The sequence below is a fragment of the Streptomyces graminilatus genome (assembly GCF_001418565.1).
In the GTDB taxonomy this organism is placed as follows: domain Bacteria; phylum Actinomycetota; class Actinomycetes; order Streptomycetales; family Streptomycetaceae; genus Streptomyces; species Streptomyces graminilatus.
Window position 1 is genome coordinate 1 of the sequence record NZ_LIQQ01000335.1, and the last position, 16,285, is coordinate 16,285.

Consider the following 16,285-nt stretch of genomic DNA (forward strand, 5'->3'; position numbering starts at 1 on the left):
CTGACCCTGACCCTGACCCTGGCCGGGTCCGGGCGCCGGCGGGCGCGGGGCGGCCGGGGTGTACGAGGTCGCCGTGTTCGTCAGGAAGTTCCACCGGCACTCCTCGCAGAACGGAGCGCCCCCCTCACGCGGGGTACGGCACTGCGGGCACAGCTCCTGCTGGGCGTCCGGCACGGCGGACAGGTGCGAGCGGCTGCCGGGCGCGCCGGTGCCGGAACCCGGCGGCGGGTAGCCGTATCCGGGCGCCGGGGGTGGCGGCGGGGGCGGGGGCACGGCACCGGCCATGCGGTGACCGCAGACCTCGCACCAGTCGTCGGAACCCGACTGGTGTCCGTTCGGGCAGGTCGGCATGTCGGCGCTTCCCCCTCTCCTCTTCGCTACGTTTTGTTCGGTACTGCGTGGTTAGTGCTTCGCTTGTTACGGCTACTGCTCGGTTACTGCTTCGTTTGCCGGCGTCGTGCGACTACTTCTTTACACGAACAGTCTTTGTGGACCGGGTTTCGAGCGTCATCTCGTCCGCGTCCTCGACCTTCGCCTTCAGTCGCACAGTACCTGCCGCGGCGTCGACCACGTCCACCACCTTCGCAAGCAGTTTCGCAGTATCCGCGTTTCCGGAGGCGCTGGCGAGCTGCACGGCCCGTCCCAGCTTGGCCGTCGCACCGTCGACATCGCCCGCTTTGCGGGCATCCAGGCCCTGCTGGATGACCTGTGCCAGCTCGGCCTGGCCCGTGTAGTGCGCGACCTGCGGGTTGATCGACGTCGAGGCCGCCATGTCGTCGGTCCACACGGCCCGTACGAGGCCCTGCGCGCCGAGGTTGCGTGCGCTGCCGTCGGGCTGCGGGACCACCAGGGAGACCCTGGCCGCCAGCATCTCCTGGCCGAGGCCGGCGGAGGGCACCTCGACGCACACGTGGTAGTCGCGGGACTCGTCGCCCCAGGAGCCGGTGGGGTAGTCACCGGCGCGCGGGCCGGCCTCGACGCGGCGGTCGGTCAGCTCCTCGACGGTGGGCGCCACCTGCTTGACGAACTTGATCTCGGTGCCGACCGGGGTCCACAGCCGCAGGGCGACGTCCGCGACCTCCTTGCCCATGGCCGTCTCCATCATCCGCGTGAAGTCGGCGGTGAGGCCCGCCGGGTCGGCGACGATGTCGGCGGTGCCCAGCAGCGCGGAGGCGATGGCGGTGACCTCCTTGACCTCCCAGTCGGTGCCCACGCCACGCGCGTCGCAGGTGAAGCGGCCGGCGCAGGAGTCCAGGGCGGCCTTCAGGTCCTCCGGCGACTCGTGCTCGTTGCGCCCGTCGGTGAGCAGGATGCCGTGCCGGATGGCGACCTCGGACGAGGACAGCAGCCGGTCGGCGAGGCGCAGCCAGGTGCCGATGGCCGTGCCGCCGCCCGCGCTCAGCCGGCGCAGCGCCTGCTTGGCCTGCTCACGGGTGGTCGCGTCGGCGACCGCGAGCCGCCCGCCGCCCGGATAGACCTCCTTGGCGATGTGCGTGCCGCCGATCACCGTGAAGTGCACCCCGTCGCGCACGGCGTCGATCGCGGCGGCCGTCGCCTCCCGGGCGCCGCGCATCTTGGTCGGCGGATAGTCCATCGAGCCGGAGCAGTCGACCATGATCGCCACGGCCGCGTCCGGACCGCTGCCCGGTGAGTAGAGGTGCGGCGCCGGGACGCCGGTGCCGACCGTGCCGCCGCCGGTCGCGGTGACCGTCACGATCGCGCTGACCTCACGGCCGCCGTCGGGCAGGTACTCGTTCTGGTAGACGTCCACCGAGAACTGCGGCACGTTCGACTTCGAGAAATTCGCCATGATGCGTGCTTCGCTCCCCCTGAGAACCCTGACAACCCTGAGAACCCCACATCCGTGGAGCGGTGACTGTATGCGGACCGGTCCCCTCCGGTCCTTCCGCTGTACTTCCGCCGTGCTTCCGCTGTGATTCCGGCCGCGGACACCCCCGTGTCAGTGCCCTCAGGCCGATCCTGCCCCCTGTGACGGGGCGGGGAACGGCACGACGGCCACTGTTACGTTGTCGTGGCCCCCGCCGTCCAGGGCGTGGCCGACCAGGACCCGGGCGGCGTGCAGCGGGCGCGAGGCGGCGTCCGGCGGGAGGACCTCGGCCAGCTCCTCCGCCGCCTCCGCGTAGTTCCACAGCCCGTCCGTGCACACCACCACGACACCAGGCCGGTCCGGCTTGAAGGAAGCGGTGTGCGGCTCCAGTTCGTACGCGTCCGCGCCGAGCCAGCCCGTGATGGCGTGGGCGCGCTCGTCGGCGTACGCCTCCGCCTCGTTCATCAGGCCCGCGGCGACCATCTGCGCGGCCCACGAGTCGTCCTCGGTGAGCCGGGCCGGGGCGGCCGAGCGGTCCAGCGGGACCCAGTAGGCGCGGCTGTCGCCGACCCAGCCGACGACCAGCAGGGTCGGGGTGACCACGCAGCCCACCAGGGTGCAGGCCGGGGAGTTCTGGTGCGGGGCGTGCTCGCGGGCTCCGCCGGGCCCGTCAGCCAGCGCGTTCACGGCGTGCGAGGCGGCGATGATCGCGTCGTGCATCGCCTGCTGCGGGTGGGTGCCCTGGGGCAGGGCCGCCATCAGCGAGTCGCCGGCCGCGCGGGACGCGGCGAGCGAGGCCTCGTCGGGGCGGGTCGCCGAGGAGACGCCGTCGCACACGATCGCGACCAGCGCGGGTGCCCGGTCGGGCAGCGTGGTGTGGGAGATCGCGTACGCGTCCTCGTTGCGATGGTGGCGCAGACCCCGGTCGGTGACCGCGGCGAGCGGGCCGACCTCGTCCTCCATGTGGTCGCGCTCGCGCGGCTGGGCGTGCCCGCAGTTCTCGCAGTAGCCGTCGGTGTCGACCCGGCCCGCCCGGCAGGCCACGCACACCTTGGTGCCGGCCGGGGGCGTCGCCGCCGCGGGGCGCGGGGCGGGCGCCTGGAGCGGGTAGTCGTCGGGCTCGCCGCCGGGCGGCCGGTCGAACCGTACGCCGGTGGACGGCGGGGCAGGAGACCCGATGGGCGGCGGGACCGGAGCCCCGACGGCCGGCGGGGCCGCAGACCCCACGGCTGGCGGCACCGCGGCCCCGACGGCCGGCGGGAGCGCGGTCCCGTGCGAGTCGGTGCCCTGGAGATCGGTCGCCAGGTGTACGGGCGCGGGGGTGCCGGAGCTGCTGGTCTCGGGCGCGTGGGGCCAGTCCACGGAAGCGATCTCCTCGGGCGGGTGCGGCGCGGACGCGAGGGCGCCGCTCAGGGTGAGCGTCGGGGCGTCACCGGGACGCGGGGGCACGGCCGACAGGTCGTACCCGCACGCGCCGCAGAACCGGTCGCCCGATTCGAGCGGCTCCGCGCAGCTCGGGCACCGCGACAGGGCGGCCGGCTGCGGTGGCTGGGGCATCTGGGACATCAACTACACCCACGTCCGGGGGCGGTAACGGTTGGCGCGTTCCACCAGGTCGATCCTCTCCTCGCCGCCCTGCGCGAGCCGGGCCAGCGTCCGGAACGAACGCTCGAGACCGAAGCGCAGACCACGCTCGTCCAGGTCACTGCCGAGCAGCACCCGCCCCCCGACGGCGGGAGGGGCGGAACTCTGGCCCTGGGAGAGTATCCAGTCCAGCGCGCAGCCGAGGACCTCGGCCGACAGCCGCTCCCGCCGGACCGCGTCCAGACCGTATCCGCCAAGTGCCTCCACCTGCCCGGCGGAAGCGATCAGATCGTCCAGGAACGGCGCGTCGGCACCGACGGCAGTCCGCTGCCGCAGCCGGGCCCGTACGGCGGCCACACGGGCCGCCGTGTAGTGGATGGACGCCTCCGGGACGGACTCCAGCGTCGTCACGGCGCTACGGCGGTCACCGGCCGCCAACTGGACGCGGGCCAGACCGAACGCGGCGCTCACATAGCTCGGGTCGGTCGTCCACACCAGCCGGTAGTACTCGGCGGCGTTGTCGAGCTGCCCGAGCACCTCCGCGCACAGCCCGAGGGCCAGCTTGGGCGGACTCTCGCCCGGGAAGGCGTCGTAGATCGCGTCGAAGGACAGCGCGGCGCCCTCGTGATCGCCCGTCACCAGCGCGGCCACGCCCCGGTACCAGACCACCCGCCAGTCGTCGGGCCGCTCCTCCTCCAGCCCGGCCAGCGACTCCAGGGCGGTCGCCGCGTCCCCGTTCTCCAGGCGGGCCCGCACCGCGCGCAGCCGGGTCTCCGTGGACGGCGCCGGCACCACCGCGAGGGCCGTGATCAGCTCCCCGGCCGCCGAGGCCAGCAGGCCCGCCAGGAAGCCCGCGTTGGGGTCGGTCGGGTCGACGCGGGGCACGGGCAGCGCGAGGGCCGCGGCACCGGCGTCGATGGCCTTGACGAGCCGCGGGGCGCCGGTGAGGGCCCTGGTGCCTCCCCCCGGGGCGGGGAGGGCCGGTGAGGAGGACTTCCTGCGGGGCGTCACCTCGCGCGCCCCGAGCCGGGACACCTCCCAGTCCAGCGCGCCGAACAACTCCGAGTCCGTGACCTTCACTTCCGGCCCGAACAGCGTCGACAGCGCGGGCCGCGCCTGCCCCGTCTGGAGCGACACGACCTCGCGCAGTACGCCCGTCAACTGCTCGGACATCTCCTGCGCGGACGCGAACCGGCGGGCCGGGTCGGGGTCGGTGGCGCGGACCAGGAGCCGGTAGAAGGACTCGTACCGGCGGAAGACCTCGATGTGGTCGGGGTCCGGCAGGGAGTCCACGAACACGTTCGTGTAGCCCTGGAAGTCGAACGTCATCACGGCGAGCGTGCGCGCGACCGTGTACAGGTCGGACGCCACCGACGGGCCGACCTCCGCGACCTCCGGCGCCTGGTAGCCGACCGTGCCGTAGATGGCCGACTCGTCGTCGTCCATTCTGCGGACCGCGCCCATGTCGATCAGCTTGAGCTGGTCCTCGGTCTGGATCGCGTTGTCGACCTTGAAGTCGCAGTACAGCAGGTTGCGGCTGTGCAGATGGCCCAGGGCTTCGAGCGCCTCGATGCCGTACGCGCACGCCTGCTCCACCGGCAGCGGGTCCCGCTTCCCGTCCGGTGTACGGCGGTCGTTGGCGATCTCCTTCAGCGACTTGCCGCCGACGTACTCCATGACGATGTAGCCGTCGAGCGAGCCCGTGCGCTGGTCCAGGTGCTCCACGAAGTTGTAGATCCGCACGATGTTGGCGTGCACGGTCTCCGCGAGGAACCGTCGCTCGGAGATCGCCGCCGCCATCGCGTCCTGGTCGCCGGTGTCCAGCAGACCCTTCAGGACCACCCACTGGTCCGACACCGCACGGTCCACGGCGAGATAGACCCAGCCGAGACCGCCGTGCGCCAGGCAGCCCACCACCTCGTACTGGCCGCGCACGATGTCACCGGTGTTCAGCTTCGGCACGAACGAATACGGGTGCCCGCACTTCGTGCAGAACCCCTCCGTACGCCCCGGCCGGCCCTCGCCGCGCGCCCGGCCCACCGGCGCCCCGCAGTCGGAGCGCGAGCAGAACCGCTTGCGCTCGGGCACCTCCGGGTTCTCCAGCACCATCGCGCGCGGGTCGGGCCGCGGCACCCCCGGCACCTCGACCAGGCCCGCGCCCAGCCGCCCGCGCCCGCTGGACCCGCCGGTCGCACCCGAACTGCGCACCGACACCGAACGGCCCGTCGACTTCCCCGACAGGGACCGCGACAGCCGTCCGGAGACGGAGCGGCGGGACTGCGAGGAGCGCGACGTGCGGGACGTACGGGTCGACGGGCCGGACGGCGCGGACGAACGCGACCCCGCCGAGGACGAGGACGCGGCCGAGGACGAGCCGGCCCTGCCTGCGGCCGACACGACCGGCGCGAGCCCGCACATGTCGCAGTACAGCTCACCGCCGCCCATGTCCTCGTAACTGCCCTCGCAGTCGGGCCGCTGGCACTTCCCCTGTTCGGTCCCGGTCATCAGTACTCCCCCCTCCGGTCGCTGGGTCCGGCCTGGCCGGGTACCCGCGGGCCGCCGAAGTACTCGGCGGCGGCCTGCTGGTAGCGCAGCACGGCCTGCTCCGCGACCCGCAGGTCGCAGGGCGCGCTCCACAGCATGCGGCGCGCCGCGTCGTACCGCTCGATCAGCAGCGGATCCTCCGCGAGACCGTACCGGGCGACCTTCGCCCGGTACGCGTCGAGCCTGCCGCGCAGCTCCGCGCGGACCGCGAGCGGCTGGGTGACCGCCGTCAACGACTCGCGGGCGCGCATCAGTTCGTCCTCCGCCTTCTCCTCCAGCGCCTCCAGGAGCGGCGAGAGACGGTGCCACTGGGCGTGTCTGCGGTAGTCGGAGGCCATCGCCAACTGCTCCTGGAGCGCCGTGGGCGGGCCGCTGACGGCGGGCACCTCCGACGCGGCGATCTTCGCCAGCACCTCACCGCGCGCGCTGCGCGCCTCGGCGAGGGTGCGGTCCGCGCGGGACAGCACGTCGCGCAGCTTCACGAGCCGTGCCTCGGCGTCCTGGCGGACCGTCAGCACGGCGTCGATCTCCCGGCGCACGTCCTCCAGGGCGCGCGCCTCACGGTCGTACACCGTGGTGTCCGGACGGCCGCCGCCGGGTGCCGAACTGCCCTGCGCGGGCAGCCAGAACGCCAGCGGGTCGGAGATCACCCGCTCGCGCAGGGCGGTCAGGGTGCGGGTGATGCGCTCCAGGTCGTCGCCCGCCGGGTGCTCGCCTGGGCGTACGCCCACAGAGTGCGCGAGCTGGCGGGTGCGCTGGAGCTCGGCGGCGAGTAAATCTATCCGCGCGGGCAGGGCCGACCAGACGGCGTCGGCGGTGACGACCATGTCGAGGGAGGTCGCGTACAGCTCGTTCATCCGCTCCACCAGGGCGGCCAGCGAGTACCGCTGGCTGAGCTTCCCGGTGCCTTGCAGCGTGGGCGCGTTGGCCGTCGCCGTGGCGCTGCCCGCGAGCGTGACGCACTCGCCGCGCAGCAGCTCGGTCAGCTCCACCAGGTCCTCGCGGCTGGACCAGCGGCGGCGCGAACGGATGTCACGGGCGGAGCGGAACGTGTCCGAGTACGCGTCGAAGTACGCCCACAGCAGCGTGATCGACGCGTCCGCGGACGTCCAGCGCTCCTTGGTCGTGCCGGTGAGGTCGGCGCCTTCGAGGAGTCTGCGGCCCGCGTGGTCCTGGAGGGCGAGGAGCGAGGTCTCGATCGCCTCGTGCTCCGCGCCGAGCCGCGCCAGCGCACGGTCCACCTCGTCCCGGTCCATCACCGGCCCGGTGGCTCCCGTGACGCCCATCGATCACCTCGGCTGATTCGTGTGGTTGTTCGTGTGGTTGCTCGTTCGGTCGGGTCGTGGGCCTGCTCGCCGGTCGTTCGTGCGCCGTCACTTGTAGCGGGGGACGGGCGGCTTCGCCGACTCCGAGCGGCTGCCGAGTGTCGGCGACAGCCACTTGTCGTACGACGCCTGCCAGCCGCCGTCCTGGCGGTACCGCTCCAGTATGCGATTGACCCGGGCCGCCAGGTCGTTCGCACCCTTCTTCACCGCCACGCCGTAGTAGTCGGTGGTGAAGGTGTCGCCCTTCAGTTCCACCGTCGGGTCCTGTGCCGCCTGGCTCGCGGCGAGCGCGCCGTCGGTCACCACGGCGTCCACCTGGCCGAGCTGGAGCCGGACGAGACAGTCGAGCTGGCTGGGCACGGTGGTGCCGATGTCGGCGGTGGCGGCCGGGGCCGTCCTCGCGGCCTTGTCCGCCGTCAGCTTGTCCAGCGCCGTGGAGCCCTTCGCCGTGCAGATCCGCTTGCCGCCGAGCGTCCTGTCGTACCCCTTGACCGTGGAGCTCTTGGGGGCGAGGACCTGCTGGCCGGTGAGGAAGTAGGGGGCGGAGAACGCCACGTCCGCCAGGCGCTTGCAGGTGATCGTCATCGTGCGGACGATCATGTCGACCCGGCCGTCCTTGATCGCCGGGATGCGCTGGTTGGTCGGGATGGCCTTGAACTTGACCGCGTTCGCGTCGCCCAGGAGGTCCTTCGCGATCCGGTGGACCAGGTCGATGTCGAAGCCCTCCAGCTCCGCCGACCGGCCGCCGTTCGGATCGCGGTAGCCCCAGCGGTAGCTGTTCTGGTCGACGCCGACGATCAGCCGCCGGTCCTTGCGGGCCTTGATCGCCGAGATCGTCGGCCCGTCCAGCGAGGACGGCTCCGGGCTCTGGTCCTGCGGGTTCGCGCACTCCGCCGCCACGTTCGCCTGGATGCCCCGGGCGACCCCCTGGCCACCCGTCCGCGGAACGCCGTCACCGCGCGACTGGGTCAGCGGGAGCAGCAGCGCGAAAGCCACCGCGAGAGCGCAGACGGCCGCCATCGCACCCACGCCGCCCCAGCCCCGCAGCCCGGCCCGCAGACTCCGGAGACCGGTGCGCCAACTCCGCGGCAGCCGCTGTGCGTTCATCGTCACGCCCCCTCTCATCGCCCTCATCGCCCGAACTCCCTTGCCGCCGCGCTCCCTCGCACCGCTTCGCGCCGCGTCCGTACTCCTCGTGCCCCGTCGCTGCGCCTCGTACCGCATCAGCGGTACTCCGACAGGCGGCGCCCGATGCCGAGCACCGCGCCCGCCGCGCCCAGCACGGCGAGTATCGCGGCGCCCACGGGGAGACCGGTCATCGCGTTCCGGCCGTCCTCGGCAGCGCTCGTGAACTCCGTCTGCTCATGGCCGATCGCCGTCTTCAGCGCCGTGTCGACGGCGTCGAAGCACTCGCCGGTCGGCTTGTCGCTCTTGTCGCCGATGACCCGGGCGAGCGCCTGCTGGAAGTCACCCAGTTCGTACGCCGCCCGCGCCTCCTTGTGGCGGGACCTCCACTCCGCCATGCCGCCGACGGCCGAGGTGACCGGCCGTTTGCCCGCCTGGTCGTCGGCGAGCCGCGCGGCCTGGGCGAGGCCCTTGCCGAGGGTGTTCATGTCGCCCTCGAAGTCGTGGTCGTAGGCGTCGACGACCTCGCCGTTGACCTCGACCGTCTCCGCGCCGCGCGCCACCAGCGTCAGGTTCTCGTTGCCGCGCGCCTTGAGGGAGGCGATCCGGGCGTTGTGCAGCACGTTCAGCGAGCGGATGCCGTGGTCGTAGGAGTCGTTGAGGCCGGAGCGGGCGAAGCTCTGCCCGGCGACCAGCCACAGCAGGACGACCGTCGCGGTGGCCGTCGCCGCCACCAGACCGTGGTTCAGCACCCGGTTCGTACGCCGGTAGTTGCGCCGCTGGGCCCAGCCGAGGGCGCCGAGCACGGCGACGCCCAGTCCGATCGCGGCCCAGGGGTAAGAGGTCGCGTCCGCGTAGTCGGAGGCGAGCCGCTGGTTCTCCTTGGCGTAGAGCTTCTCCGCCTGCGGGAGCATCCGGTCCTGCATCGTCTCGTTCGCCAGCCGCAGATACGAGCCGCCGACCGGGAAGCCCAGTCTGTTGTTGGCGCGGGCCCGTTCGATGTAGCCCGTGTACTCCGACAGCCGTTCGTTGAGATCGGCGATGGTCCTCGCCGCCTCGGAGTCCGGCTCGGAGTTGGTCGCGGCGGCGGAGAGCTTCGCGGCGGCGTTGCGGATGTCCTTCTGATAGCGCTCGCGGGAGGCCGCCGTCTCGTCCCCGCCGGCCAGGAAACCGCTGGAGGCCGCGGTGTTGGCGTCGGCGAGGGAGCTGTAGATGTCGGCGGCGGCGGAGCTGAGGGGCTGGCTGTTGTGCAGGACGTCGTCCGCGGCCGACGAACGGTCGGTCATCTGCCAGGCGGTGACGGCACCGAACGCGACGACGAGCGCGGCGAGCAGCGCGCCGATGATCCGCAGCCGGCCGGGCTCGGTGGTCGCGGAGGCCCGCAGCCGGTCGACGCCCTCGGCGAAGGCGGTGCGGCGCGGGGGCTGGGGGACACCGGGAGCCGAACCCCGGCCCGTCTGCGAGGGGATGGCGGGCAGACCCGGGGCGGTGGACGTGCCGGGCGGGCCGGACGCGCCCGCGCCGCCCGGCGAACCCGGCGACAGTGGTGCCGCACTGCTCGTAGATGTCACTGTGACCTCCCCCATGGTCATCCGTCATCGCCAGTATCGCGCCCGGTACTGACAATCCGTACCGACCTTGGCTGGATCTTGATCGGATCGCAGCGCGGTCGCATTGTGCCGCAGCGGGTGATGCGGTGTCGCGGCGCGCTGTCCCGCAGCAGGACACACGCACGCTCTCCGCACCACCCCTCTGCCCATGAATACGCCGGGGGAATCTGTTCGGTTCCCGTACGAAGTTGGTCAGACGTCGTAGAAGGAGCCGGTCAGACCTCGTGACGAAGCCGGTCAGACCTCGTAGAAGCGCCGCACGCGCGCGTGCGCCTCGGCGGGGGCGTCGGTGTGATCCAGCCCGAGCAGCGCCGCCCCCAGTACGGGCGGCGCCGTCACCACCCGGGCGCGGGCCTTGGGCGCCCGTACGGCCAGGAGTTCGGTGATGCGGTCGGTCAACCGGGGGTGCCGGGCCGCCAGTACACCTCCGCCCAGCAGCACCGGGGTCTCCTCGTCGAGGAGACCGAGGCGGCCCAGCGCGACCACGGCCATGGCCACCACCTCGTCGGCCATCCGGTCCACCAGCGCGCACGCCACCGGATCCCCGTCCGCCGCCGTGGCGAACAGCACCGGCGCCAGCTCATGGCGCCGCGCGTGGTCGACGTACCCCAGATGCAGGGCCTCGATCAGCGCGTACATGGAGGTGAGCCCGAAGTGGGCGGGCAGGGTGGACACCAGGGCCGTCGGACCGCCCCGGCCGTCCTCCGCCCGCGCCGCGTGCCACATGGCCTCCTCCGCCAGGCCCCAGCCGCCGCCCCAGTCGCCGGAGACGCGCCCCAGTGCCGGGAACCGGGCCGTGCGCCCGTCCGGGGTCATCCCCACGCAGTTGACGCCGGCGCCGCAGACGACGGCGACCCCGCGCGGCTCGGTGATCCCGGCCCGCAGGATCGCGAAGGTGTCGTTGCGTACGTCGACACTCGCGCCCCACGCGCGCGCGTGCAGCGCGGCGGCGAGCTGCTCCTCCTCCACGGGGAAGTCGGCGTTGGCCAGACAGGCGGAGACCCGGTCGACGGACGAGACCCCGGCGGCGGTGAAGGCCTCGGCGACGGCGTCGGCCAGCCCGGAGACGGCCACCTCCACCCCGTCGGCCGGCGGCCGGAACCCCCCTCCCCGTGCCGTGGCCAGTACCTCCCCGTCGGCGGCGACCACCGCCACGTCGGTCTTGCTGTTGCCGGCGTCGACGGCGAGGACGTGTGCGGTCATGCCCACGCGAGATGCTCCCGGTTGTGCGCGATCAGGGTGTCGGTCAGGGTGTCCGCGTAGTCGTACTGTCCGACCAGCGGATGCGCGAGCAGTGCCCGGAAGACCCGGTTCCGCCCGCCGTGCAGCGCGGCCTCCAGGGCCAGTTCCTCGTAGGCGGTGACGTTGGCGATCAGCCCCGCGTACAGCGGGTCGACGGCCGGGACGGCCAGCGGAGCGGCCCCCTGCCGGCCCACGGCCGCCTGCGTCTCGATCACCGCGTCGTCCGGCAGGAACGGCAGCGTTCCCCTGTTGTACGTGTTCACCACCTGGTAGGGGCTGCCGCCCCCGCCCAGCAGCGCGGCGGCCAGATCCACCGCCGCCTCCGAGTAGAAGGCGCCGCCGCGCTTGGCGAGCAGCTCCGGTTTCTCGTCCAGGGCCGGATCGCCGTACATCCGCAGCAGTTCCGCCTCCATCGCCGCGACCTCGGCCGCCCGGGAGGGCTTGGTGCGCAGTTCCCGTACGACGTTGTCGTGGGCGTAGAAGTAGCGCAGGTAGTAGGACGGGACCGTCTCCAGGCGGTCCAGGACGGAACGCGGAAGACGGAGGTCGTCGGCGATCCGGTCGCCGTGTTCGGTGAGGAGCCGGGGCAGGACGTCCTCGCCCTCGGGGCCGCCCACGCGGACGCCCGTCTCCCAGGTGAGGTGGTTGAGGCCCACGTGATCCAGGTGGATGTCGGCCGGGGTCACCCCGAGCAGGGCGGCGAACTTCCGCTGGAAGCCGATCGCCACGTTGCACAGGCCGACCGCCTTGTGGCCGGCCTCCAGCAGGGCGCGGGTGACGATGCCGACCGGGTTGGTGAAGTCGATGATCCAGGCGTCCGGGTTGGTGCGGCGGACGCGCTCGGCGATGTCCAGGACGACCGGCACCGTGCGCAGCGCCTTGGCCAGGCCGCCCGCGCCGGTCGTCTCCTGGCCGACGCAGCCGCACTCCAGCGGCCAGGTCTCGTCCTGCTGCCGTGCGGCCTGGCCGCCGACGCGCAGTTGCAGCAGGACGGCGTCGGCGCCCTCGACACCCTTGTCCAGGTCGTCGGTGGTGACGATCCGCCCGGGGTGCCCCTGCCTGGCGAAGATACGCCGGGCGAGCCCGCCGACCAGCTCCAGCCGTTCGGCGGCCGGGTCGACGAGCACCAGCTCCTCTATCGGCAGGGTGTCCCGCAACCGGGCGAAGCCGTCGATGAGTTCGGGGGTGTAGGTCGAACCGCCGCCGACCACGGTGAGTTTCATGAAGTGATCAACCCTTTACGCCGGTAAGAGTGACGCCTTCGACGAACGCCTTCTGCGCGAAGAAGAACACGAGGATCACGGGGGCCATGACCAGCACGGTCGCCGCCATGGTGAGGTTCCAGTCGGTGTGGTGGGCGCCCTTGAAGGACTCCAGGCCGTAGGACAGGGTCCAGGCGCCGGGGTTCTCGGAGGCGTAGATCTGGGGGCCGAAGTAGTCGTTCCAGGCGTTGAAGAACTGGAACAGGGCGATGGCCGCGATGCCGGGCTTCGCCATCGGCAGGACGACCTTCAGCAGGGTGCGCAGATCGCCGCAGCCGTCCACCTTCGCCGCGTCCACGTACTCGTTCGGGATGGTCGTCAGGAACTGGCGCAGCAGGAAGATCGAGAACGCGTCCCCGAACGCCAGCGGGATGATCATCGGCCACTGGGTGCCGGAGAGGTCCAGCTGCTTCGCCCAGAACAGGTACATCGGGATGACGACCACCTGGGGCGGCAGCATCATCATCGAGATCACCAGCATGAGCGTCAGATTCCGGCCCCGGAAGCGGAACTTGGCGAGCGCGTAGGCCACGGGGATCGAGGAGACGACAGTGAGTACTGTGCCCAGTCCCGCGTAGATCAGCGTGTTCTTCCACCAGGTGAGGAAGCCCGGGGTGTCGAAGACCTTCCGGTAGTTGGCCCATTCCCAGGTGTGCGGGATCAGGTCCCGGCTCAGGGCCTGCGAGTCGCTCATCAGCGAGGTCAGGAACACGAACACGAAGGGCAGGGTGAAGAAGAGGGCCGCCGCGACACCGAGGGAGTGGACCGCGATCCATTCCAGGAGCGCTTTACGGCGGGCCGTGCGCTCGGCGGCGGTGACGGGAGCCTTCGACAACTCCACCGGCCGTTCCAGTAGTTGGGCCATGTCAGTCACCTGCCTGGATGAGACCGCCCCGGCGCCGCATCAACAGCGCGGTGAACGCCATCGACAGGGCGAACAGCACCAGGGCGACGACACACGCGGAGCCGTAGTCGAAGCGCTGGAAGCCGAGGTTGTAGACGAGCTGGGGGAGGGTGAGCGTGGAGTGCTCGGGATAGCCGGGCTCGAACATGGTGCCCGCGCCCTGGATCACGCCCGAGGCGACCTTCCCGGCGACAAGTGGCTGCGTGTAGTACTGCATCGCCCCGATGACGCCGGTGACGACGGCGAACATGATGATCGGCGAGATGTTGGGGAGGGTGACGAACCGGAACCGCTGCCAGGGCGTCGCGCCGTCCAGCTCGGCCGCCTCGTACTGCTCCTTCGGTACGTCGAGCAGCGCGGCCATGAAGATCACCATCAGGTCGCCGATGCCCCACAGGGCCAGCATGGTGAGCGCCGGCTTCGACCAGTCGGGGTCGTTGAACCAGCCCGGCGCCGGGATGCCGATCTTCTCCAGGATCGAGTTGACCGGTCCCGTACCGGGGTTGAGGAGGAACGCGAACGCCATGGTCGCGGCGACCGGCGGGGCGAGGTACGGCAGGTAGAAGAGGGTGCGGAAGACGCCCGTACCCGTCTTGATCTTCGTGATGAGCAGGCCGATCCCGAGTCCGAACAGGACGCGCAGGGTCACCATGATCACGACCAGCCACAGGGTGTTGCGCAGGGCGGGCCAGAAGAAGGGGTAGGACTCGAAGACGTACGTCCAGTTCTTCGTCCCGCTCCAGGTCGGCGGCTTGAAGCCGTCGTAGTGCATGAAGGAGAAGTAGACCGTCGACAGCATCGGGTACGCGAAGAAGACCGTGAAACCGATCAGCCAGGGCGAGAGGAAGGCGAGGGTGCGCAGCCTCGAACGCCGGTGCTTGGCCCGCAGGGTGTGGGTGGCGGCCATGGCTACTTCGCCTGCGCGATGTCCGTGTCGATCTGCGCCGCCGCCTTCTTCAGGCCCGCCCGCAGGTCGGTGACCTTGCCGCTCTCGTAGTCGTAGCCGAGCTGCTGGATCGTGGTGAGGTAGACGCCGCCGTTGATCGAGGCCGGTGAGGTGGTCGAGTCGGGGTTCGCGGCGATGTCGAGGAAGGTCTTGAAGCGCGGGTCGTACTTCAGCTTCGGGGACTTCAGCGCTTCGAGCGTGGAGGGCACGTTGTGGATCGCGTTGGAGAAGCCGACCACCGCGTCCGTGTCGGTGGCGATGTACTTGACCAGTTCCCAGGCCGCGTTCTGCTTCCTGCTGGTGGCGGCGACACCGGCGATGGTGCCGGTGATGTAGCCCCTGCCGTACTGGTCGGCCCGGTCGTCGGGCACGGGCAGCGGGGCGACGCCGATCTCGAAGTCCGGCTTGGCGTCCAGGGCCATGCCCAGGCGCCACTCGCCGTCGAGCTGCATGGCCACCTGGCCGGTCTGGAAGGGGTGTTTGGGGCCCCACTCGTCACCGAGTCCGGAGCGGAACCTCTCCAGCTTCTTGAAGCCGCCGAGGTCGTCGACGAGCTTCTTCTGAAGGGCGAAGGCGTCGGCGACGGCAGGGTCGGTGGCGATCGTCGACCTGCCGGAGGCGTCGAAGTACGTCGGCCCGAACTGGCCCATGTAGTGCTCGGTGGTGGTCTCCCAGCCGTGGTAGTCCGGCATGAAACCGAGCTGCTTGAACGTGTCGCCCCGGGGGATCGTCAGCTTCTTGGCGTCGGCCTCGAACTCGGACCAGGTCTTCGGCGGGGACGTGATCCCGGCCGCCTTGAAGGCGGTCTTGTTGTAGTAGAGGCCGTACGCGTCGCCCAGCAGCGGGACGGCGCAGCGGTTGCCGTCGTACTGGGTGTACTGGCTCATCGCCTTCGGGAAGGTGCTCGCCGGGTCGATCCTCGACTTCGCGAAGAAGGGGCCCAGGTCGACCAGAGCGCCCGACGAACAGAACTTGCCGACGCCGTTGGTGGTGAACGACGAGATCACGTCGGGTGCCTTGCTGCCGCCCGCACGCAGCGCCTGGTTGATCTTGTCGTCCGTCATGTTGCCGACGACATCGACGTGGATGTTGGGGTGGGCCTTCTCGAAGCCGTCGATCAGCGCCTTCACGCCCGCCACCTCGTTCGGCGCGCTCCAGGCGTGCCAGAAGGTGATGGTCGTGTCCTTGGAGGCGTCGTCCTGGGCGCCGGCCGAGGGCTGGCCGGTACAGGCCGTGGCGAGGAGGGTCAGCGAGGCGGAGGTGGCGAGCGCGAAGGCGACTTTTCTCGGTATTCCGGGCATGGCGAGGTCTCCCAGGGCAGGGCGAAGCAGGGCACGAGACTGGTGAGAGGCGATAAGGGTGGCGGGGATGGCTCAGCGGGAGGTGTCGAAGACCTCGTCGCGGGTGGTCGCGAGGGCGCTCTCCAGGGCGCCCCGCAGCACGGGGTGTTCGCGTACGTCGCCCACGACCAGCCGGGGCCTGGCGGCGGCCAGTTCCTCCAGCTCGGCCTGGACCAGACCGCGCAGGGGTTCGCCGCCCGAGGTGAGGGAGGCGCCGCTGAGGACGACGAGTTCGGGGTCGAGGACGGAGACCAGCGAGGCCAGACCGGTGGCCAGGCCGGTCGCGTACGTTTCGAGGAGCTGTCGGTGCGGGCCCGCGTCGATGTCGGCGGCCTGGGCTACGAGGGCGGCAGCCCGGGCGACAAGGCCGGCTGCGACCTCGGCGTACGGGCCGTCCGGGACGGGGCTGATGCCCAGCTCGCGGGCGAGCCGGGGGATGACCTGTGAACCGGCGAGTTCCTGGTAGCCGCCGCTGCCGGTCCTGCTGACCTGCCGGACGAGGGGTGTGCCCGGCACGGGCAGGAAGCCGACCTCACCGGCGCCGCCGGTCCAGCCCCGGTGCAGCCGCCCGCCGA

At 71.6% G+C, this 16,285-nt stretch carries 11 protein-coding genes and 2 pseudogenes; all 13 read right to left on the reverse strand.

Going from position 1 to position 16,285, the window contains the following annotated elements; genetic code table 11:
• Window positions 1–351, reverse strand: a pseudogene (locus AOK08_RS27095) (FHA domain-containing protein); the annotation flags it as partial.
• 112 nt (window positions 352–463) lie between these two features.
• Window positions 464–1,810, reverse strand: coding sequence for a vWA domain-containing protein (locus AOK08_RS27100; protein WP_055530827.1), 1,347 nt, complete (start codon window positions 1,808–1,810; stop codon window positions 464–466).
• 159 nt (window positions 1,811–1,969) lie between these two features.
• Window positions 1,970–3,385, reverse strand: a complete 1,416-nt coding sequence (locus AOK08_RS27105; RefSeq protein WP_107101058.1) for a PP2C family protein-serine/threonine phosphatase — start codon at window positions 3,383–3,385, stop codon at window positions 1,970–1,972.
• Window positions 3,386–3,397: 12 nt separating this feature from the next.
• Window positions 3,398–5,917, reverse strand: a complete 2,520-nt coding sequence (locus tag AOK08_RS27110) for a serine/threonine-protein kinase (protein WP_079054296.1) — start codon at window positions 5,915–5,917, stop codon at window positions 3,398–3,400.
• Window positions 5,917–7,242 carry a hypothetical protein gene (locus AOK08_RS27120; protein ID WP_055530832.1) on the reverse strand — a complete coding sequence of 442 codons (1,326 nt, stop codon included), beginning with the start codon at window positions 7,240–7,242 and terminating at the stop codon, window positions 5,917–5,919. The genes AOK08_RS27110 and AOK08_RS27120 overlap by 1 nt, the downstream gene beginning before the upstream one ends.
• A gap of 87 nt (window positions 7,243–7,329) precedes the next feature.
• Complete coding sequence (locus tag AOK08_RS27125; protein ID WP_055530847.1) at window positions 7,330–8,388, reverse strand: glutamate ABC transporter substrate-binding protein; 1,059 nt, start codon at window positions 8,386–8,388, stop codon at window positions 7,330–7,332.
• Between the two features lie 116 nt (window positions 8,389–8,504).
• Window positions 8,505–9,977, reverse strand: coding sequence for a hypothetical protein (locus AOK08_RS27130; protein ID WP_422125775.1), 1,473 nt, complete (start codon window positions 9,975–9,977; stop codon window positions 8,505–8,507).
• A gap of 276 nt (window positions 9,978–10,253) precedes the next feature.
• Window positions 10,254–11,225 carry an N-acetylglucosamine kinase gene (locus tag AOK08_RS27135; RefSeq protein WP_055530834.1) on the reverse strand — a complete coding sequence of 324 codons (972 nt, stop codon included), beginning with the start codon at window positions 11,223–11,225 and terminating at the stop codon, window positions 10,254–10,256.
• Complete coding sequence (locus AOK08_RS27140) at window positions 11,216–12,481, reverse strand: 6-phospho-beta-glucosidase (RefSeq protein ID WP_055530837.1); 1,266 nt, start codon at window positions 12,479–12,481, stop codon at window positions 11,216–11,218. The genes AOK08_RS27135 and AOK08_RS27140 overlap by 10 nt, the downstream gene beginning before the upstream one ends.
• Before the next feature lie 7 nt (window positions 12,482–12,488).
• On the reverse strand, window positions 12,489–13,385 hold the full coding sequence (locus AOK08_RS27145; RefSeq protein WP_055530839.1) for a carbohydrate ABC transporter permease: 897 nt from the start codon (window positions 13,383–13,385) through the stop codon (window positions 12,489–12,491).
• A gap of 1 nt (window position 13,386) precedes the next feature.
• A complete protein-coding gene (locus tag AOK08_RS27150; protein WP_055530841.1) occupies window positions 13,387–14,331 on the reverse strand; it encodes a carbohydrate ABC transporter permease in 945 nt (314 codons plus the stop codon).
• 2 nt (window positions 14,332–14,333) lie between these two features.
• On the reverse strand, window positions 14,334–15,671 hold the full coding sequence (locus tag AOK08_RS27155) for an ABC transporter substrate-binding protein (RefSeq protein WP_055530843.1): 1,338 nt from the start codon (window positions 15,669–15,671) through the stop codon (window positions 14,334–14,336).
• Between the two features lie 72 nt (window positions 15,672–15,743).
• A pseudogene (locus tag AOK08_RS47615) lies at window positions 15,744–16,285 on the reverse strand (sugar kinase); the annotation flags it as partial.